This is a genomic window from Anaerotignum propionicum DSM 1682 (assembly GCF_001561955.1).
Lineage (GTDB): Bacteria > Bacillota > Clostridia > Lachnospirales > Anaerotignaceae > Chakrabartyella > Chakrabartyella propionicum.
Genome location: NZ_CP014223.1, coordinates 139670 through 161527, shown reverse-complemented (window position 1 = coordinate 161527; position 21858 = coordinate 139670). Strand labels below are relative to the sequence as shown.

The window sequence follows — 21858 nt, the reverse complement described above, 5'->3', positions numbered from 1 at the left end:
CCAAATGAATGCCATCACTCATAATAAAAGAAAAATTCGGAGGTTTTATATATGAATAAAGAAAAATTAACACTTATTAAAATGTTGAAGCAATTTGAAATTTACCTTTATGCCAGAGAAAATTCACAAGCGACGATGAAAGCCTATATTACAGATATATCCCAGTTTATAGAGTTTTTAAAAAACAATTATCCTAGCAAAGTTTATATTGAGGACATTGATTTAAGAATTTTAGAAAGTTATAAAATTTATCTAGTAAATAAGGTATCCAAACAACAAATCTGTGCAAAAACAAAAGATAGAAAACTAGACAGTGTAATTGTTCTCTATAAATTTTTAGAGTCCCACTTCAAAATAGAGAATTTAGCCCAAAAGTTAGTTATAAATAGAACCAAAAAAAATGGTTATTCCAACATAAACGGTGAAATACAAAACAAAATTAAGTATTTATCCCAACAAGAATGTACTTTGCTTCTTGAAAAAATTATAGAAAGCAACCACATTGACAAATTAAGAGATTATTGCATAGTATTGTTAATGCTGACAACAGGAATACGAGGTTCCAGCGTAAGAGAAGCACGCTTTGAGGACTTTGATTTTATTGAAAAAACAATGGTGGTTAGAAATGTAAAAGGGAGTAAGGCTTATTCAATACCAATTACCCCAGAGCTTTGCAACGCTCTTTCCAGTTATCATACTTCCTGCCCACATACAGCAGATAAAATATTTTTAAGTAATAAGGGAGACCCCCTGTCAAAAAGCGCATTCAATAATATGATAAAGCGTGTGCTTAAATATATAAATATTGATCAAAACAAAGTTTCCTCTCATATTTTTCGACATACATTTGTAATGGACATGCTATCCAGAAAAAACGAACCAGAAAAAATCATTAAATTCACAGGACACTCCAGCATAAATGAGCTGGCACCCTACATACACTTTCAAATCGATGATTTAAGAGATTGTCTTAAATTCGTTGCTTAGTCTCAAAAAGCCTAATGATTATATGTTAACCATATAATCTTAGGTTTTTTCTTTTATCATCTCCTTCAAAATAATTTATCGTAACAGAACACTGTTATAAAAAAAGCGTATTTAACACTGAATGTGTTTTGTACGCTTTTTTAGAATATAATTTCTTTATCTATTATATTGATTCAATTAATTCATCAAGTTTCAAAAGTATACTCTCATCAGACTCGGTACGTCTTATAAATGATGAATCAATCCCATTCTTTCTTAGTTTTTCAATCCACTTTAACGCATCTTCTTTACTCACGTCTTTTTCAATCATTCCATAATAAACGTATGCCAATTCATTGGATACATCGGTATTAAATATAGATGGGTCATCAGCATTAACACATGCAATTATATTTGAAGCATCATAAGAAAACCGGTTTATATTATAAATATGATTCTCTGTCAAATTATCAATATTAGAAAGGGTTATATTTGAAGTTGGATTAATTTCAACAACAATTCCAATCTTACTGATATTTTTTCTAATCACGTTTTGCAAGTGCTTTGCTATAGCCACATCTTGCTCTGTCACTTCAAAATTAATTGGCTTATTCATCTCTATGACGAATTTCTTGCAGTGTCTTGCTATAAACAACTTTTCACTATTCCATATAATCGGCTTCTCTGCCATTATGTGCTCACAAGATTTATTGTACTTTGAATCAATACATACAAAATGATCATTTTTTGAGAACATTTTTTTATACCCGTCTACCAGCACAGATGTCGTTAATCCTTCGGTATTCCCATATATTTGTTTCGAAAGAGTATATATCTTGTTTTCGAGATATGCAATAATTGAGGTATTAAAATCACTATAAACTGTACTTAAAATATCATATGCCCAAATATAATTTTCCAAGGCCTCAATTCTTGGCATTACAACATATTTATTCTCTCTAACCCAATTTTCACACTCAATTCCAAGTGCTATTGCATGTCCTATACGGTCACCGGCATGAAATTTCAAATGCCTCACTGCCTCGTCTATTCTCCTCAATCCTGAGAGGATATGTCTAAAATCTTCTCCGGCATGAAATGTAAATCCCAAGCTTTGAAAATTATTGTTCATACCACCTCCTATACACAAAGGCTCATTACTACTGTCTCTAGCATTTTCATAAATGCTTGTAAATACCCACACAGGTGTAGAGTTTTCTAAACTCGCTGCGTCTAAACCAACTATATATCTGCTTAACTCACTATGAGAATTCCTTGCATCTTTTAATATATTTATTAGATTTTGATATTCTTCTTTACGTTTACCAAATGTTAAATAATTTTTCTCTGAATCGCCTTCACCTAAGTAATAGCATTTTTCTGGAAATGTATCATCTTCCCGTTTCAAAAGATGATATACAAGGCCTACTTGGGGAAATTTTTTTATAGGTATATATTTATATCTTACCTCTGGTTGATTGGAATTAGTTATAAAGAATTCCTTTTCCATAAGGCAGTAGTCTTCCCTAAGTATTTTCCGATAGCTTTTTAAAAATTCAACAATATCTTTCCTAAAGTCTCTTTCCCTATCTGGGATACTCCGTCTGAACTCAACCTTAGAAAGATTATTATTTTGAAATTGTTCTCTCATTGCCGTTTCCCAGAATTTATTATTCCTTATTAAACCAGCTTTTGAATTTTTAGAATAAAATTGAAGCTGGAAGTAGTCCAAACCCTTTATGGATTTCCTTTGAACCAACTTCTGAAATATAGTGTTTTTTATGCAAATATACTTTAAAAACGCAAGCTTTAAATAGGATAGAGCACCTTCTTCAATACCGCAAGATGGGTTGTCAGTGCCGGACAATACATTAAAAAGGAATACATTTTCTCCAGAAGTGCTGATGTTTTCATTAACATTAAAAATTCTATAAATAATATTTGTACTGCTATCATCTTCATCCAATAATCCCTCGTAATAAATTCTATCCCATATGTCAATAAAGAACCCATATATATCTTCTTTTTGGAATTGATATATTTTTTCTAAATTGCACTTGCAAAATTCCAAAAAAACTGGATTTAGATCCTCAATACTCTTTATTTTATGAGCTATTATGTTAGCCATGATGACTCTTAAAACTCCACAACACAATACATAAAAAACATACTTTTTATCATTTAATAAACTCGCCAATTTTTCAAACTCTCCAATTGACTTTTTATTAAAAGGACTCATTAAACCTTCCCATACACTTAAAAATGAGCGAGATGCCCCACTATGTAAATGATTCTCAGCAATTCCTTTTTGCAACACTGTGTCCAACTGCATATCGGAAACAGCTACTCTTCCATAGAAATTATGTAGATGGCTTTCATCTTTTACGCCATTGTCTATTAGATACTTTATTGCAACCAAATCCATTGAAATATGTCGATTTAAGCTATGAAACAAAAGAATTTTGTTGTTACCTGAAAATCCCCCCAGAAAATCCGAATCATTTTCATTTTCCCAGTATTTAAACACAAGTTTGCCGTCTCTTTGTGAAATAAGCGCTTTAGCTAAATCAGAAACTTTACTCATACAGCATCCAAAACTTCCTTGGAATTGAATATTTTCATAAATTTTATAAAGATAACACTTTTCTAAGTAAAGGAATACTTCATCATATGAGTATATTGGATAACGCAACTGTAAATATGAAATCAACTCATCTTGAATTGTTCTTTTAATCTTTTTTCGATTTTCTATTTCATTAAAATATTTATCCAACATGTTACTTTCTTGGAATTTCAATGAAATCAATGGATAACATAGAATACCTAAAAATCTGTTAATAGCATTGTTTATCATAAATTCTCCTTAAAAGCTTATTTAAATAGTTCGATAAACTCATCCATATTAATTTTGTCTCCAAAAACCGTAACGTTGTTAAGAAAATCTTTTTTCATAACATCGTTCACTTCCAATTGGCATTGTTCAATTTCTTTAACAAAGTTAACGAGCATTTCTGCATTAACACTGATATTTTTATTATATTTCCACATACATAAATAATAGATATTCAAAATCAGTTTGTTCTTTTCTTCGATTTTTTCTTTATTTTTTTCGTCAATTATAATTGTTGAGTTGTATAATAAATCTTTAAACATTTGCTGAGCTTCTGCTTGTCCATATCTAACTCTATTATTATGTGCTAAATTAGAAATAATTTCTAATAAACCAATGCCATGCTTTGGGGCATTATAATAAGTAAAATTGTAATAGTCCAATTCTGATTTACCCTCAACAGTCTTATTTACTTTATTTAATATATGATTAATGTTGAACTTTGTATTAATTGCTTTTGTATATGTTGCACCAGTATATATTTTCTTGAAATCCTGCCATGAATTACTGAAAAAGTTTGTTATATCCACAAATGATTTTGGTTCTTCATTATCTAAAGAATTACAAATTCTAATCATATTTACGCTAATATTTTTATTTATGTAAGCTTTAATACTATCCGCCATTGTATGATCCCATAAATTTTTAGAATCTATGGATTTAATTATAGATGCTCTCTTTTCCTCAGACGGGTCTAAGTAATTTAAAAATTCAGAACTATTAAATTCTCTATTAAAACCTTGTCCAGTAAAGAACTTAATAATCTCTTGCTTTATAGTATTAAGAAGCAAGCGATATTTTACATCACCCAAAGAATATATGTGTTCAGATAATAACTCATCTATAGTAAATAATGCTTTATCCCTGTATATATTGTTTTGTAGATAAGCAAATTCAAGTCCAAATCCATCATATAAACCAACAATATATTTAGAAATATCATATTTAGCAATATTATTTTTATCGATATTAATATCACTATAACTACAAAACGCTTGGTAGACCGAAAGTATATTTTTATTTCGTATAGCTGAAGTGACATTTGTGGTTAACCTATTCTTCTTATTTTTGTAATCATAATCTGCAAGCTCTAAAAAATCGAAAGAACGCTGACTCAATATCTGGTAGAAATTTAAGGAGAATTCAAAGTTGCTTTTGATTAAAAAATTTATGATCAAGTCAAACGAGTAATTTATAACGGTACTCTTTTTCTGCTTCCCCTTATTATCAACTCTATTAATGTGTGTTTCACCCTCTTGCATATATCCCCAATAATCTAGATACTCCTTCATTAAATCGAAGGGTTCATCTATCATTAATAAATTTTCTGAGATAATAGGATTCTTTATCAAAGTATTTATTGTAGAAATCTTAGCAAATTCGAATGAAAAGTTGTTATTATATTCTAATTCTAAAAGATTTGCAGAGAAATAAACTAACAGAAATAGTGAGAATCTTTCTACCGGTGATTTTATTATTTGGTTCTCTTTGTTAGAATATATTAATTGTATTAGGTTATCCCATCTTATAGTCGTACCCGCTTGGGTATTTCCAAATAAAATAACATTTTCAAACAATTCAACTCTATTTTTATTATAAATAGGGTTGGAGGAAACTATTGTTTCAATTAAAATTTTCCTTGTAGAAAAATCAAGTTCTTGATCTTCATCAATTTGTAATAATACATTATAAACATTATTTAGTCCTCTTGAAGTATTATCAAAAAGATGATATGAGTATAACGGCATTAAAGTTTTATTAACCTTCTCTTCATTAACAATATCAGGGTACATAACAACATCAAACAAGCGAGACTTCCCATCTGTATTATGATTCTCACATCTATCTAGAGCTTTCTTTAATAACTCACGAAGAGAGGAACCTTCATTTTTACCATCTATAGATATATTAAACTTTCCCCTTTGTTCAAGCGACCATAATTTGATATTGTGACGATACACAGGAGGTACCACTTTCTTTAGATATTCATACGCCTGAATTTTCTTTCTATCTAGCAAGCACCCATTTTTTTCATTCAAAAACTCTTGCCTCATTGCATCTGAAGTAATAAAACCCTCTTGTCTTAAAAATTCCAATGTTAATGCCTCTTCAAAGGTATCCAAATCTCCTGAAATAAACGTTAATATGTATGGACTTGATAAATAAGATAGCAGTGTCTTTACCACATCACTGCACCGTCTTGTACTCAAGTCAATATCGTCAATAAATACTACTATTAAAGGATTCCCCTTAACTTCGTTTTTGCGTTTTTTAATCAGCAAACCAATAACGGTATTAAGCTTTTTAATAAATTCAATATCTGAGTTGAACACCTGTGTAGTTTTTTTAAGATACTCGGGCTCACTGCTAAACTCTTGTATCAAAATATCTCTATAATCTTTTTGTATATATGCATATTGTTTTATCGCTTCATCATAGGCCCTTTTCAAATCATTTTCTTTATTCACTCCACATCCATTAGTTCTTTTATCTTCTTTTCTGACTATTTCGTCAACATTACTTTTAAATAACCCAAGTATTGTAGCCATAAGCGTACTTGCCTCTGACATGTTTTCAGGAATAATCAGATCTAACACAATATCCCCATTTTCTTCAATATTTTTTTCTTTCTTTAAATTTTTAGCTATTGTTTTTAAAACAGATGTTTTACCTGCACCTCTTTTCCCCATTATTCCTATATTATTGGTCTTTTGCATATCAGTATCAGCATCTGCTGAAGAGTTTCTTATTTCTATTATCTGGTCTTCTATTTTACCGTATGTTGGAAGAATTAACTTAATTTCATTATCACTTAAACTTCTTGCCCCTATTTTAGTCTGCCCACCCATAATTTCCTCCATAATTGTTGAATTTTGTCAATCATATATACTAACTTATATCACAGTTCACCGCAAAATAAAATACCTTTTCCAAATTTTTCAATAAAATGTATTTATGATGTAGATACTTTTAAAACTATAAATACTTAATATATCAAATGATTTACCCACCTATAAAACTGACTTATCTTATAAAGATTGATCTGTTCTATTTAAAAATATGTTTTCTTACCCGTGCGCAAATATTTTCGTATAAATTTTATATTGCCATTTCATCTAATCCTAAGTATAATGAAGAAAATCTAATACGGCAAATAAATGAGTATTTCAAATTAGGAACCCGGCATTATATCTTGTAAAAACGATACAATAAGTACTTTTTATGTTTTATCGAAAAACGTAAAAAACCCTCTAAAATCAATGATTTCAGAGGGTGAATACTTAAAATATCGTGAGCAAGCCATGTAAGCCGGGTTCTGTCGTGGACAGTCATCTATCTTGGTCTGTTGTTGCCAACAGCATCATGCGACATGATTGAAACAGGACGAGCAGTCCTCACGTTTCATTTCGTCTTGCTTCAGGTGGGGTTTACAGAGCCTCCCCTGTTACCAGAGAAGCGGTGGGCTCTTACCCCACCTTTCCATCCTTACCTGCATATACAGGCGGTTTATTTCTGTTGCACTATCCTTAGAGTCGCCTCCACCGGTCGTTAACCGGCACCCTGCTCTATGAAGCCCGGACTTTCCTCACCTTTATGGGGCGCGACCATCCAGCTTACTCACGGATATCATTATACGACATCCCGTTTCTATTGTCAAACCTTGAAACAGCTGCCTCCAACAAATTCCTTAATCAACGAATTATTGGGAATTTCAAGACCAGGTGCTGCAAGGAAGTACCCTAAAAACTTAATTAAACGTTTGGCAGTAATATATTCAGGCTTTGAAGCATCTACTGCAAACAATAAAGGCTCTGCATATTGCTTTAATACGCTCAACTCATAAATCGTAGCTGAATTGAAAATTGCATCGGCATTTTCTTGATAAGGAAAAATATTTTCTTCCTCACCTTTTTTCACCATATTCCAAGACTCAATGGTGGCCGCCGCATCTCTGCCTCTAAACTGATTATCTCGAACCATACGACGAATCAAACGACTGTCAGAAGTGGAAATCCTGTTATGGTCGTCAATATTTAACTGGGTGATTGCATTAATAAATATTTTAAACTTATTTTCTTTAGGAATTTCTGAGGTCAGCATATCATTCAATCCGTGAATGCCTTCAATTACTAAAATTTCATCTTGATCCAGCTGAATATAATTCCCTTTATACTCTCTCATTCCCGTTAAAAAGTTAAAGGAAGGCATTTCAACCCGATCGCCCACAATAATATTTTTTAAATCCTCATTTAATTGCTTTAAATCCAAAGCATAAATACTCTCAAAATCTTTATTTCCTTGCTCATCCACAGGTGTAAAGTCTCTATTCACAAAATAATCATCCAGAGATATTTTGTGAGGGCGAACCCCTAACGCACGAAGCTGAATGCACAATCGATTTGCAAAAGAGGTTTTACCGGAAGAAGAAGGTCCCGCAATTAAAACCATCTTTACCTGATCAATACGATGAAAAATCTGATCTGCAATTTGTGCAATTTTCTTTTCATGGAGCGCTTCATTAATTCTGATTAATTCACCGAATTCTCCCCTTACTAGTATATTGTTCAAATCCGCCACATTGGCAACGCCCATTAACTTGCACCATTTCATTTGCTCCATAAAGACAGCACTGATTTTTTCAGGGTTTACAAATGGAGGGATGCAATCAGGATTTAGGGTGCTGGGCATACAAATCATAAATCCACTTTCATGAAGTATCAGCTCAAATACCCCCAATACCCCTGTTGAAAATGGCATATAACCATAAAAATAATCGTAAAAACCGTCCATTTCATACAGATTCACATTTGATGCACGACGAAAACGCAGAAGCTCAACCTTATCCTGCATACATTGCTCTTTCATAATGCCTATGGCCTTATGTTTACCGAAGGTATGCTTCACAATGGGCAAGTTGGCCTTTACATATTCGTCCATTTTTTCTTTCAGGCGTTTTAATAAAACATTGTCAATGGTTAAATTTTCACTGACAATTTCGCAATATAAATTTCCTCTTAAGGAATGCTCAATAATCAAAGCGGCATCTTTTCCATACAAGTCCCAAACGGCTTTTGCCAACAAAAATGATACACCTCTATGATATATTCGTTTTCCCTCTTCATCTGATATATCAAAAAATGAAATAGGCTCACTTTCATGAATGGCACTGCGTAGTTCCCGAAGGCGGTTTCCTTGCTTCGCTACCATAATATTGCCTATACAAAAATCCTGAAAGTCTTTTGCTAACGCTCCATAAGTAATTCCTTCCTCAACCATAGTGCTCTTACCCATAACATTAATCTGTAACTGCTCCAAAAACATCTCCTCCTATATCATCAAATTGACCAAAAAGTCTGCCCATTCACCTTAGAGCATACCACCTCTAGTGTCCATCCTTTTTCTTTTGCTTCCTGCTGTAATGCTTTTTGTAAAATAGGTACGATAATTACTTCACTGGCATAATGGGTAATATCTCCTACACAAAGACCCATTTCCAAGGCTTTTTGGGCTTCGTGAAATTTCAAATCTCCAGTTAAATACAAGTCAGCACCCTGTTTCTTTGCCGCCGCCATAAATTCTACACCACTGCCTGTACAAAGGCCTATTCGCCTTATTTCTTGGTTAGGATCCCCCACAAGGCGAAGGATATCATCTATATTCAGCTTATCCTTTAATCGTTTTGCAAATTCAGAAAAAAGCATTGGCTTTTCTAAGTCGCCGATGCGGCCAATCCCTTCTTTTTTACCCTTTTGCTCCACGGGATATATGTCATAAGCCACTTCCTCATAGGGGTGTACTGCCTTCAAGGCTTCTATAATTCCATCCACCTTATTTAACAGTGCAATGGTTTCCAATCGGCACTCTGCTGTTTTCTCTAAAGCCCCTTCTTTACCAATATAAGGTGAAGCTCCCGCTAAGGGTAAAAAGGTTCCTTCTCCTTGGGTTTGGAAGGTGCAATGGGAATACCCACCAATATGCCCACCTCCAGCATTACACATTGCTTCCCGCACAACTTCCAAGTGACTTTGGGGTACATAAACAACAATCTTTCGTAGTTCCTCTGTATATGTTCCCTTCAAAATTTCCACATTGGTAAGGCCAATGATTTCCGCAAGAACATCATTTGTACCTCCCTTTGTCACATCCAAATTTGTATGGGCAGAAAGTGCCGCAATCTCATTTTCAATTAACTTATAAATCCGTTTGCCCAAGGCATCGTTTTTTATGATCCTGTCTATTTTTCGGAAAAGCAGCATAGGATGATGGGTCAGTATCAAATCCGCTCCAATTTCTACGGCCTCATCTATCACAGAGTCTATTACATCTAACGCAACCAAAACCTTTTTCACTGGATGCTCGTTATCCCCAACGGCAAGGCCGGTATTATCCCAACTTTCAGCTAAATTTGGTGGTGCAATGCCCTCCAAAAATGTAACAATATCCTTCACTGTTGCCAACATGCCAAAGCCTCCCTTACAAACCCAAGTCCTTCTTTCAACTGAGTCAGGCGCTCCTTGGCACTTTGCGTATCACTTTTTTGAAGTTTCTCCTCCAACAAAAGATACTTTCCCTCCTCAGCAATTAACAACTCTTTTAGTAATGGTTCTTTTTCCAATAATAACCTTTTACCATATAAATAGTCAATCTCTCGCTGATATTTTTCTGCTCCAGGAATACAGCGGATAATGGTATAATATTTGCCGTCTTCTTTTATCATCATCTCAGCTTCAATGGAAAAACCAATGCTATGCAAATGGCGGCGCACCTGATCCACGTCGTGCTGTGGTGCCAGAATCAGTTCCTTTAGGGATTTTACTACCTCAGGGCTATCCTCTAATATGCGTATCATTAGCATACCACCCATACCTGCAATGATTGCGGTATCTGCCTCACCCGGCTGTAATGTGGTTAGCCCGCTTCCCAATCGGGTCTCAATCACCCCTTGGGCTTGATGCAAAAATATATTCTCCCGGGCTTTTTCCAACGGACCTCTTCGCACATCACAAGCATATGCCTTTTTCAGCTTTCCTATTTTATGTAGATAAATGGGCACATAACCATGATCCGTTCCAATATCCGCAACAACTGGATAGGAAACCAAGGCCGCAACCCCTTGCAGTCTTTTTGAAATATCCATATTTCATTCCTTTCTATGTCAAAGTTTATTCCAATATTTTCAGATTTACTACGTTTTTACAGTATAAGCTAAAAATCAGTGTTTTTCTCAATTATAAAACAGTCTCACCAAAATTTATTTATCATTTATAGACTTTTTAGAATTAAATCTAATCAGAAATATTACATGTACATCTTTGTACCAGTCTGATTTACATACTACCTATCAACAACGACAAAAAATTTTAGAAGTCTGACAATTGAAATTTATGAAAGATGAAGTAATTGCGTGCAATGCAGATGGTAAGTCACTCCTCACACCCACACAGAATAAAGCTTCTTTCTTCCATCCTTTTCTTAAAAAAATAACGGGCGAAATTACAGAAATTCGCCCGTTTTAACATTTAATTATTCCAAGTAGTCCTTTAATTTTTTACTACGGCTGGGATGGCGAAGCTTTCTCAAGGCCTTAGCCTCAATCTGGCGAATACGTTCACGGGTAACGTTAAATTCCTTTCCAACCTCTTCCAGGGTTCTTGCTCTTCCATCATCCAGACCAAAACGAAGGCGCAATACCTTCTCTTCTCTATCTGTCAGGGTATCCAGCACCTCAATAAGCTGTTCCTTCAACAATGTGAAGGCCGCCGCTTCCGCAGGTGCAGGAATATCGTCATCAGGGATAAAATCTCCCAAATGGCTATCCTCTTCCTCGCCGATAGGAGTTTCCAAGGAAACAGGCTCTTGGGCAATCTTCATGATTTCCCTTACCTTATCTTCGGACATCTGCATTTCCGCTGCCAGTTCTTCTGCAGTTGGTTCACGCCCCAATTCCTGCAAAAGCTGTCTGGAGATACGAATCAATTTATTGATTGTCTCTACCATGTGCACGGGAATACGGATGGTTCTTGCCTGATCCGCAATGGCACGGGTAATTGCCTGTCTGATCCACCAGGTGGCATAGGTACTGAATTTATAGCCCTTATGATAGTCGAATTTTTCAACTGCCTTAATGAGCCCCAAATTGCCCTCCTGAATCAAATCCAAAAACAGCATGCCTCTACCCACATAGCGCTTTGCAATACTTACAACCAGACGAAGGTTGGCCTCGGCAAGCTTTTTCTTTGCTTCCTCATCGCCATCCTCCATGCGCTGTGCCAAATCAACTTCTTCATCTGCGCTTAACAGGGGAACCTTGCCGATTTCCTTCAAATACATACGCACCGGGTCATCAATATTGATACCTTCGGGCAATGTCAGATCCAGATCCTTTTCAATCTCCTCTTCCGCATCCATGTTACCCAAAACGTCAATTCCTTGAGATTCCAGATACTCATAAATGCGTTCAATTCGGTCGGGGTCAAGGTCCAAATCCGCCAAATGATCCATGATCTCTTTATATTCTAAAACACCTTTTTTCTTTTTTCCATGCTGAACCAATTCCTCTAAACGGGTCAACAACGTAGTTTCTTCGACGGATTTCAACGCAATCCTTCCTTTCTCTGCTCTTATAGTCTAACCATCTTAAATGGTAATATACAGGGAATCCAGCATTCTTTTGGCTTCCACCAGCCTTTGTATCTCTTCCACCGTAGCGGCGGCAGCCGTCAATTTGTCGATTTTCGTCCGTTTCAGTAGTTTTACCGCTTCATTCATCGCCTTTTGTAAATCTTCCTTACTTTGGGCGGGAAGTTGGATTGCGAAAATTTCCGTTACAGGCTTTTGCTCGGCTCCGTTTTCAAAAAAACTTACCAGCTCTGCGGGAAACACATTTCCTACATCCCGCCATAATTGGCCAATGGCCTGAAAAACCCGATAATAGATTTCTTCGGTAAAATCCTCTTTTTCTAAAACACTTACTAACTTTTCGTAAATCTTCTGCTCCGATGCACAATAATACAAGATACTTCTTTGGGCTTCCATAAGTCCCTTTTCCCTATGGTGTATCACATCACTTGCCTTTTGATTCATTTGCCGTCTTTTTTCGGCCTCATTTTGAAAAGCCATGTCCTCTTTTTGCACACGCTTATCAATTTCACTGCGGATTGCTCCTTCTTCCACACCTGTCATACGGCTTACCTCACCGGCATATACATTGCGCTCAATGGCATTATCCAGCTTGGAGAGGATGTCTGCCGCCTCTGTGGCAAAGCGCACACGATGCTCCGGGTTGTTCAGGTTATATTTCTTTTGAATACAGGCGATTTCGAAAGAAATATAGTGGACAGCGTTTACCAGGAGTTTTGAAAATTCAACAGCTCCGTTTTGCTTAATAAAATCATCGGGATCCTTCCCATCAGGAACTTGAGTCACCCGCACTCGAAAGCCGTTTGCTGTTAAAACAGGTATGGCTCTGAGGGCGGCATTGGTACCCGCTTCATCACTATCATACAAAAGTATGATATCCTCGGCGAATTTTTTCAGTGCACGTGCATGCTCCTGATTAAACGCCGTTCCCAGTGCTGCCACCACATTGTGAAACCCAGCTTGGTAAAGGGAAATCATATCCATATATCCCTCAACCAAAATCAATTCCTTTTTGCGGGCGGCTCTGGCAAAATTCAAGCCGTATAGATTTCTGCTTTTGCTAAACAGAATTGTTTCCGGAGAATTTAAGTATTTTGGTTCCCCTTTCCCAATGATGCGTCCCCCAAAGCCAACTACTCTGCCTTGGGGATCAAAAATAGGAAACATCAACCGACCACGAAAACGATCATGATATCCATTTTTCTCTTTATTTTCGATAACCAAACCGCTTTGCAGCATATCCTGAATGGAGTATCCCTTTTCCTTCAAATGCTCCATTAAGGCACCTCTTCGTTCTGGCGCATAGCCTAAGCCAAATTTGCGGCTGATATTGGGTTGAAGCTTTCTTCCTTCCATATAGCTGCGGGCAATAGTGCCTTCATCACTTTGCAAAACCTCGTGATAAAACCGCCCCGCCACACTATGGATTTCAAACAGCCTTGCCTTCAACTGCTCCGTCGCCAGAGCTTGTCCGCTCTTTTCCGGCTCCGGTAACGCAATATGCATACGGTCTGCCAGCTTTTTTAAAGCTTCGGGAAAATCGCAGTTTTCCATCTCCATAACAAAACCGAAAACATTCCCTGCGGCACCGCACCCAAAGCAATAATAAAATTGTTTTTCGCTGTTGACGGAAAAGGATGGAGTTTTTTCATTGTGAAACGGGCAAAGTCCGAAATAAGTACCGCCTTTTTTCTTCAAAGGAACATATTGAGAAATCACCTCAACGATATCGTTTTGCAAACGAACCTCTTCCACGATTTCACGGGGATAGCGCACAACCAACACCTTCCTTTTTCCCTTCGCTTTTCTATAAACAGTCCAAAAGGAAGTGAACCTTTGCCTGCACTTCCTTCTCGAATATAATAATTCGACAGAAGCTTCAAAATTCCTTTCGCTAACCTTTATTTTGTATATATGCCCAAAAATTTATGAAAAAATGACATCATTTTATAAAATTACATCCATCAATCAAAGAAACTGAACTTAATAGGCATAGAAAGGCGATATTAGTGGGATTTTCTTCCTTGGAATGGAAATCCTCTGTTCCATGGTCAGGAATGCCATTTTCTTTCAAACAAATTATGTTATACCATTTCATGAAAACAGGTGCTATAGAAACATTGTTCAAAGTTTGCTCCACTCCTTGGGAATAAATAACTGAGAGTATTTTGCAACTGCGAAGCGATCAGTCATGCAGGCGATATAGTCACAAGTCACCTGCCAAACAGGCTCACCCTCTTGCAACAGCTGTAAAAACTCCCCTTCCATCACTTCAGGATGGGCGATATAATATTCATATAAATCTCCAATGATTTTCTCAGCCTTTTCATGCTCGTCAATGGCAACCCGACTCATATAAACCCTACGAAACATAAATTCCCTTAAGTTCGTCAAGGTTTCACGCATTTGCTTGCTCATATGAATTTCACCGTTTCCCGCGCTATTCATAATGGTGTCCCGAATCATAGCATTGATGCGACTGCTGGAGGTGGTACCAATCAGTGCCACAATCTCCTCTGGAATATCCTCAGGCAAGAGCATTCCTGCCCGCACAGCGTCATCAATATCATGATTGGTATAAGCAATCTTATCCGAAAGCTGCACCACCATCCCTTCCATGGTAGAAGGTGCCCCACTGGTGCGGTGGTTTAAAATGCCATCCCGCACTTCCCAAGTTAAATTCAGACCGGCACCATTTTTCTCCAATCGCTCCACTACTCTCAAACTCTGTTCATTATGAGAAAAACCACCGTGGGCTTCACAAAGCTTGGAAAGCTTCCGTTCACCGGCATGCCCAAAGGGGGTATGCCCTAAATCGTGCCCCAAAGCGATTGCCTCCGTCAAGTCCTCATTGAGGCACAAAGCCCTTGCAAGACTTCTGGCGATTTGGGCAACTTCTAAGGTGTGGGTTAGCCGAGTGCGGTAATGGTCACCCTCCGGGGAGATAAAAACTTGGGTTTTGTGCTTCATGCGCCGAAAGGATTTGCAGTGTATAATTCGATCTCTGTCCCTTTGAAAATCTGTGCGAATGTCGCATTTTTCCTCAAACCGCTCTCTTCCCTTGGTATCAACACTTTTCTTCGCATATGTTCCAAGCAGCCTTTCCTCTCTTGCCTCTTGCAAAAGTCTCAGCTCCATGCTATCCCTCCCTTTGGTTCGTCCTTTTATCTTATTCTCTTCTTATACTAGAAAAATACGAGATTCTCTGCAAAAATCCTCTTTTATGCTCAGGAAAGATTATGAAATCAGCCATTTAAGGCATTTTATGAAACATTCAAGAGACACAGTACATCTCTACGCAAAGAAATGAGCCACCCTTTTTTAGGATGACTCTCATTTATATTCTAAGTTTTAGGAAAATATGATGATTGAACCTTATCTTTCCAATTTTCTTTCTATTTCATATGTGTTACAGATCTTAATCGGGCACCTTGCCACTACCACCGTATTCGGCGTATTTTCTCCCTCGTACCTGCACAAATTCCAGTTCAGGATAACGCAGTGCTGTCAAATAACCACCGTAAACACAGCCTTGATCGATACCTACTGTATTATGCACAATGCGAGGGCCTTCCGCAACAGTATGGCCATAAACCACAAATGTCTTGCCGTGATAATCTGCCGCCCAATCCAAACGTACGGGCTTGCCGTTGTCTTCAAATACTCCTGTTGTTTCCCCATATAAGCACACTGCCCGAATTTTGTTGGAAAAGCGCCCCATAGACTCTTCCCGCAACCCTCCATGGACAACTGCCAGCCTGCGCTTGTCCAACAGCAAATAGTAGCATTGGCTTTCATAACAACACATAAACCGATTGCGAAAAGCAATTCTTTCTTCCTTGGATAGTTTTTCAAACTCCTCTACAGTATTTTCTAAGCCATGGGAGAGACGAACCTTATTCCCTAAAAAATAACGGTAAAGCTTATTGCAATGGTTTCCATGAACCCAGAAAGCACCTGCGAAAGCCACCTGATCCATCCAAAATTCCAATGCAGCTATATTCTTAGGCCCTTTATCTGCCACATCACCCACAGAAATCATTCTTCTGCCCTTTGGGTGAAGATAGGCTTGTCCTTTTTTTTCATATCCCAATTTTGCTACAAGCTCCATCAGCTCATCATAACAACCATGGACATCTCCGATAATATCAAATTTATTTTCTCTGAATTCTAAAATACGGAAGTTTCGTTCCCGATGCTCTCTCATACCGTCATTCCACTCCTTACCTTCCTTCTTACTATATCATAAAAAAGTTCGTGGGTGAAAAAAAAGAAGAAAAATATTGCCCATTTGCTCATATATTTAATAAAACGACATTACGGAGGTAATTCCATGTATCATAATCCAAATTTACCATATCCTTTTTCTTCCCGTACTTGCGGACGCCCCATTCATCGACGTCCCACACCTGTATCAGACTGGGGTAATATACCCACAGCATACCCAAATTGTAAAGAGCACCCTGTTTGCAGAGAACAGCCTATTTGTGAGGAGAAACCCATCTGTAAAAAGCAACCCGTTTGCGAGGAAAAACCCGTTTGTATGGAAAAACCTCAAGTAAAAAACTGTCAGCCCCAGCCCTTAAATAAGGTATGCGAAAATCCCCGCTGCGACAATATTGTGACAGAGAACGTACTCACATGTGCAAATTCCTGCAACAATTCCTGTTGCAACGGAAATCAACTGATCTTTTTATTGGTGATACTATTTTTATTCGGAATGAATTAATGCCCAATTTACACATTTGCCTTGCCTGTTTGTAGCATCAAAAAAGCCCGCTGTTTTGCAAAGCTCTTGCAGATATCACAGCAAGGGCTTTTTTACTTTCAGCAAACTTTAGTAATAATTCATACATAAATCCCTTCATTAAAACAATTTATATCTAAAGTATCGGGCAATGTTATATCCCACTCCACCTTTTTCACACCTCGCCTTCTTACGAACTGTTTTCTAAATGGTTTTTACAATTAAATATCCCCTATTCTTCCAAGAAACATTTTCCTTTTAATAACAGCACAAAAAAAAGCGGTATCTGCCAAATGCAAACACCGCCAAGAAGCTTAAGTAAAAATTTAGAGCTCTTTCTATAGAAATTAATAGCCCAGCATGGACATTACTTGAATCATACGTTCCTGCTCCTCTTTTGGCAAAGTGGCACTCACTGCCGCCAAAAGAGCCTTTTGCTGATCCTCAGGCAATTTTCCGCCCTCTGCCAGCCGCTCGCCAAACTCCAACAATACATCAAGTCGTTCCATTCCTGTTTTTCCACGGCTTTTTTCTGCCGCTTCCCGTATCAATTTCAGTCTTTCTTCCCCTAATGCCTGTACCTCTGGGATATCCCATTCTTTGCTCACGATTGCCCCTCCTTGTGATCCATAATATTTCTAATTTCCATGATTTTGAGCATAGTATCTATTTGCATTTTATCTTGTGGTGCCAAATAAGGTTTTACTGCCCGCAGTAAATTATGCCTGCGGTAAACAGGATCCTCCTGTTTTTCTCTTGTCTCCAGCTTTGTCCCCTCCAGCACCCGCCTTATTTCCATAAAACGTGCTATTACAAAAATATTTTTTTGAAATTCCATATCCAAAAATGGAATGGCAGAAAATAAAATGTTTTCTCCTTGTGTCGTGCCAAAGGGTGACTCCTGTACAGAAGCTTCTTTCACTTGAATGTCCTGAGGCTTTTGCTCCTCCGCACTCCCAAAAAGGCGACGCAGCCGCTCTACTTTTTCCATCATATGAAAGGCATCGCTTCCTTCCGCGCCCATCATTGTGCTCAAAAGCTTCATCTGATCGCCGTTCAATTTATCCTCCATTTCACACCTCCCCCAACAAGCCTTTTAAAAAGATATGATGAACAGAAAGAAAAAATACCTTTGCCTATTCCCAAAAACTCATTTTCACATATTTTAATAGAGAAAGAAAGGAGATGTTTTTCCATGTCTTTTCCAAATTATTCGTCCCAAAGAGGCGAAGCCAAAACCTCTCCTGAAACCCTTTTCACAGGAAAGGGAATCGGTATTGCTTTCCTGGATACAGGCATCTCTCCCGTTGCGGATTTTATTTCACCGCTTAATAGAATTGCCGCTTTCCGGGATTTTGTAAACGGAAAGAAAGAGCCCTATGATGATAACGGTCACGGCACCCATGTGACGTGATTGAAAATGTGAATCTGGCATAAAAAATGTGTTTTGGGAAAACGAAGAGCCCTCTTCCTTTTCAGAAAGAGGGCTTTTCCGGAGTTCAATATGAGTCTCAACTATCATAAGATAGGGGACACCGTAAATTAATAATAGTAGAACATACAAATTGCAGCAAATAAGATAACCGCGCAGTCAAGCAAGCGATCCTTTGCCTTATTTACAAAAACCATAACCCATAACTTCCTTTCGGGCTTTCTATGCCTTAAGATAATATGCTAGGCAAGAACAGGGAGATTGCTGGCACATAAGTAATTAACAACAATGTGACAATCATCAAAACCAAGAAAGGTATAATACCCTTTATAACATTATCCAACGTAGTTTCACCAACACGGGAGGCGACGAACAAGTTTACGCCCAAAGGAGGTGTGATGAAGCCGATTGCCAAGTTAACTACCATAATAATACCAAAGTGTGTTACGTCAACACCCATTGCTGTTACCACAGGGAACAGAATAGGAGCCAAAATCATAATCGCACATAAGGTCTCCATAAAACAACCAACAATCAACAACAATACGTTGATTAACAAGAGAATAATAATCTTGCTATCTGTCAAAGATGTTAAGAAGGTTGCTACTGTTGTAGGAATACGTCCCAAAGTAAGAACCTTGGAGAAACCTGCAGCACAACCGATAACGATCAAAATGGTTGCTGTTGTTTCACAAGCATTTTTTGTAACATTCAATAACTGCTTAAAATTCATTTCTTTATAAACCAGACAGCCGATAACCAAGCTGTAGATTACAGAAACAGCTGCTGCTTCTGTTGGTGTAAAGATACCACCGTAAATACCACCCAAAATAATTACAGGAGAAAGGAGAGCCCATTTCGCATCCCAGGTTTCTTTCACTGCTCTTTTCACAGAAAATGGCTCAGTATCACCCTTGTATCCCATTTTTCTAGCATAGTAATAGGAATAACCAATCAAAACAATACCAATAATAATACCGGGAATAAAGCCTGCCATAAACAACTTACTTACAGAGCTGTTTGTGGTAACGCTGTAAACAACCATAGGGATACTGGGAGGAATAATAACACCGATAGAACCTGCCGCAGCAATCAGAGCTAATACAAACTTTTTGTCATATCCTTTTTGTATCATGGTAGGAACAACCATACCGCCTACCGCCGCAACGGTTGCAGGACCGGAACCGGAAATCGCCGCAAAGAACATACATACAACTACCGTTACGATAGCCAAACCACCTTGGATACGACCAAAATAAACGTTAGCTACATTCAACAGTCTGCGGGAGATACCGCCACCTCCCATTAATTCACCGGCAAAAACGAAAAACGGAATCGCCATAATGGGGAAAGAGTCTGCACCAGTTACAAGGTTCTGTGTAATAAATCCAAATGTCAGCTGTTTTGTGTATAAAATATATGATAATGATGCAATACCCAATGAAAAGCCGATGGGAACGGTCAAAACCAAGGATACAATCAGTGCACCAAAAACAACAAGAGCAATACCACTTGTCATGCTTCCGCCACCTCCTCATGATTCTTAATCGCTTTTATTCTTCTTAAAATACATTGAACTTGGCGAATAGCAGTTAAAACAAAACCAACCAAAGGTGCCGCATACACATACTGCATAGGAATACGCATAGCAGGAGAGAGCTGACCGCTCCATGTGATTTTATGGAATACTGTAATCGCTGTCACTGCAATAAATACAGAGAAGCCCAAAACAATCAGTTCACTTAAAATTTCGATATAAGGTCTCAGTTTCTTTGGGTATAAATTAATCGCCGCATCAATACGAATGTGCTTTTCACGACGAGCAGTATAGCTTACTGCAAAATAAATTAACCAAATAAACATATATCTGGACAATTCCTCTGACCAAACCAAGGAATTCTGGAATACATAACGCATAACAACCTGAATACCAATGATGATACTCATTAAAAACATCAAAGGAATAATAAAAAATTCTTCCAAATGATCATTAAAGAATTTCATTTTCTTGCCTCCCCTCTTAATTACGAAGCTGACCCTTCAGCGGGATATTTTGCTTTCGCCTTTTCTACCTCGCTATACAGTAAGTCTACGACTTCCGGATTAGTAACTTTTTTGTAAGCCAAATCTTTAACGCCAACGCATGCAGCCTTAAACTCTTCCACTGCTTCCGGTGTTAACTCTGTAAAGGTCATACCGGGGTAGTTTTTGATGTTTTCCAGAGCAGCCGCTTCGTATTGGGAACATCTTTCACGTTCATATTTTACAGCTTCATCAGAAACCTTCAATACGATTTCCTGTTGTTCCGGGTTCAGCTTTTCAAATTTTTCCTTACTCATCAGAATCAGATAAGGGGAGTAAATATGCTTTGTGTATGTATAGAATTTTTGTACTTCACAGAACTTTGTCTGCCATGTTAACTCCGCACCAATTATCCTGACCATCTACTGTGTGCTGCTGTAAGGCAGTAAACAATTCTGTAAATGCCATAGGTGTAGGGTTTGCTCCATAGCTCTTCCACTGCGCCAACTGTAATTCGTTCTCCATAATACGGATTTTCAACCCTTTCAGGTCGGAAACCTTTTCAACCTTTCTATCAGAGGTTGTTAAGGTACGGAAGGAGTTTTCCTGGAACTGTAAAAGCTTAAATCCTTTATCTTCAAGACCTGCAGCAAGGGTATCCCCTAAAACGCCGTCAAGCACTTCATAAACTTGTTGCTTATTATCATATAACCAGGGAATATCTAAACAGAAAATATCATTACTAAAAGATGCTACTGTTGCATTTGTAGCCAATACGATATCATAATTCCCAAATTGACAGCCTTCCAATAATTCACGCTCGCTGCCTAAAACGTTGTCAGTATAAATATCACAACTTAATGCACCGTCGCTTTCCTGCTCAAGACGCATTTTAAAATACTTAGCTGCGTCGATTGTTGCAGGTGCATTACCTAACGCATAAATAAAACGATAGCAATCAGGCTTCAGTTCTACGCCTGAATCAAAATTATCAGGCTCAACCTTTGCTTCCACAAAACCCGTGGGCGTTGCAGGAGTTTTAGAGTCACCTGTTTTTGTATCCTGAGGCTTTTCCCCACATGCAGTGAGTCCTAGCGCCATAACTGTTGCCAATGCAGCAGCTATCCCTCTTTTCAACATAGATTTCCCTCCTAAATATTG

Annotated in this window: 19 protein-coding genes and 1 other RNA gene; 3 read left to right on the top strand and 17 right to left on the bottom strand. The window is 37.5% G+C overall.

Features of this window, described 5'->3' with window-relative positions; all coding sequences use genetic code 11:
* The first annotated feature begins 51 nt into the window (after positions 1 to 51).
* On the top strand, positions 52 to 987 hold the full coding sequence (locus CPRO_RS00720; RefSeq protein ID WP_066046731.1) for a tyrosine-type recombinase/integrase: 936 nt from the start codon (positions 52 to 54) through the stop codon (positions 985 to 987).
* A 163-nt stretch (positions 988 to 1150) separates the two neighbouring features.
* On the opposite strand, the gene CPRO_RS00715 is transcribed toward CPRO_RS00720, so the two are convergent.
* From CPRO_RS00715 to prpE, 11 genes are all read right to left on the bottom strand, one after another.
* Positions 1151 to 3820, bottom strand: a complete 2670-nt coding sequence (locus tag CPRO_RS00715) for an amidohydrolase family protein (protein WP_066046729.1) — start codon at positions 3818 to 3820, stop codon at positions 1151 to 1153.
* A 17-nt stretch (positions 3821 to 3837) separates the two neighbouring features.
* A complete protein-coding gene (locus tag CPRO_RS00710) occupies positions 3838 to 6705 on the bottom strand; it encodes a hypothetical protein (protein WP_066046727.1) in 2868 nt (955 codons plus the stop codon).
* A 439-nt stretch (positions 6706 to 7144) separates the two neighbouring features.
* An RNA gene (gene rnpB, locus CPRO_RS00705) (RNase P RNA component class A) lies at positions 7145 to 7477 on the bottom strand.
* Positions 7478 to 7510: 33 nt separating this feature from the next.
* On the bottom strand, positions 7511 to 9172 hold the full coding sequence (locus CPRO_RS00700; protein WP_236782364.1) for a nucleoside kinase: 1662 nt from the start codon (positions 9170 to 9172) through the stop codon (positions 7511 to 7513).
* Between the two features lie 20 nt (positions 9173 to 9192).
* Positions 9193 to 10317, bottom strand: a complete 1125-nt coding sequence (locus tag CPRO_RS00695) for a Nif3-like dinuclear metal center hexameric protein (RefSeq protein WP_066046726.1) — start codon at positions 10315 to 10317, stop codon at positions 9193 to 9195.
* Positions 10302 to 10994: a tRNA (adenine(22)-N(1))-methyltransferase gene (locus CPRO_RS00690; RefSeq protein WP_066046724.1), complete on the bottom strand. Its 693-nt coding sequence runs from the start codon at positions 10992 to 10994 to the stop codon at positions 10302 to 10304. Before CPRO_RS00690 ends, CPRO_RS00695 begins: the two co-directional genes overlap by 16 nt.
* Before the next feature lie 386 nt (positions 10995 to 11380).
* A complete protein-coding gene (gene rpoD / locus CPRO_RS00685; protein ID WP_066046721.1) occupies positions 11381 to 12454 on the bottom strand; it encodes an RNA polymerase sigma factor RpoD in 1074 nt (357 codons plus the stop codon).
* Positions 12455 to 12493: 39 nt separating this feature from the next.
* On the bottom strand, positions 12494 to 14272 hold the full coding sequence (dnaG, locus tag CPRO_RS00680; RefSeq protein ID WP_066046719.1) for a DNA primase: 1779 nt from the start codon (positions 14270 to 14272) through the stop codon (positions 12494 to 12496).
* 166 nt (positions 14273 to 14438) lie between these two features.
* Complete coding sequence (locus CPRO_RS00675; RefSeq protein ID WP_066046718.1) at positions 14439 to 14624, bottom strand: hypothetical protein; 186 nt, start codon at positions 14622 to 14624, stop codon at positions 14439 to 14441.
* Complete coding sequence (locus CPRO_RS00670) at positions 14621 to 15634, bottom strand: deoxyguanosinetriphosphate triphosphohydrolase (protein WP_066046716.1); 1014 nt, start codon at positions 15632 to 15634, stop codon at positions 14621 to 14623. The genes CPRO_RS00675 and CPRO_RS00670 overlap by 4 nt, the downstream gene beginning before the upstream one ends.
* A 280-nt stretch (positions 15635 to 15914) precedes the next feature.
* On the bottom strand, positions 15915 to 16703 hold the full coding sequence (gene prpE / locus CPRO_RS00665) for a bis(5'-nucleosyl)-tetraphosphatase PrpE (RefSeq protein WP_066046714.1): 789 nt from the start codon (positions 16701 to 16703) through the stop codon (positions 15915 to 15917).
* A gap of 126 nt (positions 16704 to 16829) precedes the next feature.
* Here prpE and CPRO_RS00660 point away from each other — a divergent pair, with 126 nt between their 5' ends.
* A complete protein-coding gene (locus CPRO_RS00660) occupies positions 16830 to 17225 on the top strand; it encodes a hypothetical protein (protein ID WP_066046712.1) in 396 nt (131 codons plus the stop codon).
* Positions 17226 to 17590: 365 nt separating this feature from the next.
* On the opposite strand, the gene CPRO_RS00655 is transcribed toward CPRO_RS00660, so the two are convergent.
* Together CPRO_RS00655 and CPRO_RS00650 are read right to left on the bottom strand one after the other, a co-directional pair.
* Entirely contained in the window at positions 17591 to 17851 is a 261-nt protein-coding gene (locus CPRO_RS00655) for a hypothetical protein (protein WP_066046710.1), read from the bottom strand.
* Positions 17848 to 18315 (bottom strand): hypothetical protein, encoded by a 468-nt coding sequence (locus tag CPRO_RS00650; protein ID WP_066046708.1) that lies wholly within the window; start codon positions 18313 to 18315, stop codon positions 17848 to 17850. Before CPRO_RS00650 ends, CPRO_RS00655 begins: the two co-directional genes overlap by 4 nt.
* 123 nt (positions 18316 to 18438) lie before the next feature.
* On the opposite strand from CPRO_RS00650, the gene CPRO_RS00645 reads away from it, so the two are divergent.
* The gene (locus CPRO_RS00645; protein ID WP_066046706.1) at positions 18439 to 18657 is read left to right on the top strand and encodes a hypothetical protein; all 219 of its coding nucleotides are present in this window, start codon (positions 18439 to 18441) and stop codon (positions 18655 to 18657) included.
* A 247-nt stretch (positions 18658 to 18904) separates the two neighbouring features.
* Here CPRO_RS00645 and CPRO_RS00640 read toward each other — a convergent pair whose 3' ends face one another.
* Genes CPRO_RS00640 through dctP form a run of 4 tightly spaced genes read right to left on the bottom strand, consistent with a single transcriptional unit; the run spans position 18905 to position 21837 of the window.
* Positions 18905 to 20194, bottom strand: coding sequence for a TRAP transporter large permease (locus CPRO_RS00640; protein ID WP_066046704.1), 1290 nt, complete (start codon positions 20192 to 20194; stop codon positions 18905 to 18907).
* Positions 20191 to 20679 carry a TRAP transporter small permease gene (locus tag CPRO_RS00635; protein WP_066046702.1) on the bottom strand — a complete coding sequence of 163 codons (489 nt, stop codon included), beginning with the start codon at positions 20677 to 20679 and terminating at the stop codon, positions 20191 to 20193. Before CPRO_RS00635 ends, CPRO_RS00640 begins: the two co-directional genes overlap by 4 nt.
* Positions 20680 to 20699: 20 nt before the next feature.
* Positions 20700 to 21119, bottom strand: coding sequence for a TRAP transporter substrate-binding protein (locus tag CPRO_RS15875; protein ID WP_072743359.1), 420 nt, complete (start codon positions 21117 to 21119; stop codon positions 20700 to 20702).
* Positions 21070 to 21837 (bottom strand): TRAP transporter substrate-binding protein DctP, encoded by a 768-nt coding sequence (dctP, locus tag CPRO_RS15870; RefSeq protein WP_066046698.1) that lies wholly within the window; start codon positions 21835 to 21837, stop codon positions 21070 to 21072. Before dctP ends, CPRO_RS15875 begins: the two co-directional genes overlap by 50 nt.
* Positions 21838 to 21858: the final 21 nt, after the last annotated feature.

Bases quoted from the DNA above. Each gene is read 5' to 3' on its own strand.
- CPRO_RS00720 (WP_066046731.1), top strand. From the start codon at position 52: ATGAATAAAGAAAAATTAACACTTATTAAAATGTTGAAGCAATTTGAA.
- CPRO_RS00715 (WP_066046729.1), bottom strand. From the start codon at position 3,820: ATGATAAACAATGCTATTAACAGATTTTTAGGTATTCTATGTTATCCA.
- CPRO_RS00710 (WP_066046727.1), bottom strand. From the start codon at position 6,705: ATGGGTGGGCAGACTAAAATAGGGGCAAGAAGTTTAAGTGATAATGAA.
- CPRO_RS00695 (WP_066046726.1), bottom strand. From the start codon at position 10,317: ATGTTGGCAACAGTGAAGGATATTGTTACATTTTTGGAGGGCATTGCA.
- CPRO_RS00690 (WP_066046724.1), bottom strand. From the start codon at position 10,994: ATGGATATTTCAAAAAGACTGCAAGGGGTTGCGGCCTTGGTTTCCTAT.
- CPRO_RS00670 (WP_066046716.1), bottom strand. From the start codon at position 15,634: ATGGAGCTGAGACTTTTGCAAGAGGCAAGAGAGGAAAGGCTGCTTGGA.
- prpE (WP_066046714.1), bottom strand. From the start codon at position 16,703: ATGAGAGAGCATCGGGAACGAAACTTCCGTATTTTAGAATTCAGAGAA.
- CPRO_RS00660 (WP_066046712.1), top strand. From the start codon at position 16,830: ATGTATCATAATCCAAATTTACCATATCCTTTTTCTTCCCGTACTTGC.
- CPRO_RS00650 (WP_066046708.1), bottom strand. From the start codon at position 18,315: ATGGAGGATAAATTGAACGGCGATCAGATGAAGCTTTTGAGCACAATG.
- CPRO_RS00645 (WP_066046706.1), top strand. From the start codon at position 18,439: ATGTCTTTTCCAAATTATTCGTCCCAAAGAGGCGAAGCCAAAACCTCT.
- CPRO_RS00640 (WP_066046704.1), bottom strand. From the start codon at position 20,194: ATGACAAGTGGTATTGCTCTTGTTGTTTTTGGTGCACTGATTGTATCC.
- CPRO_RS00635 (WP_066046702.1), bottom strand. From the start codon at position 20,679: ATGAAATTCTTTAATGATCATTTGGAAGAATTTTTTATTATTCCTTTG.
- CPRO_RS15875 (WP_072743359.1), bottom strand. From the start codon at position 21,119: ATGGTCAGGATAATTGGTGCGGAGTTAACATGGCAGACAAAGTTCTGT.
- dctP (WP_066046698.1), bottom strand. From the start codon at position 21,837: ATGTTGAAAAGAGGGATAGCTGCTGCATTGGCAACAGTTATGGCGCTA.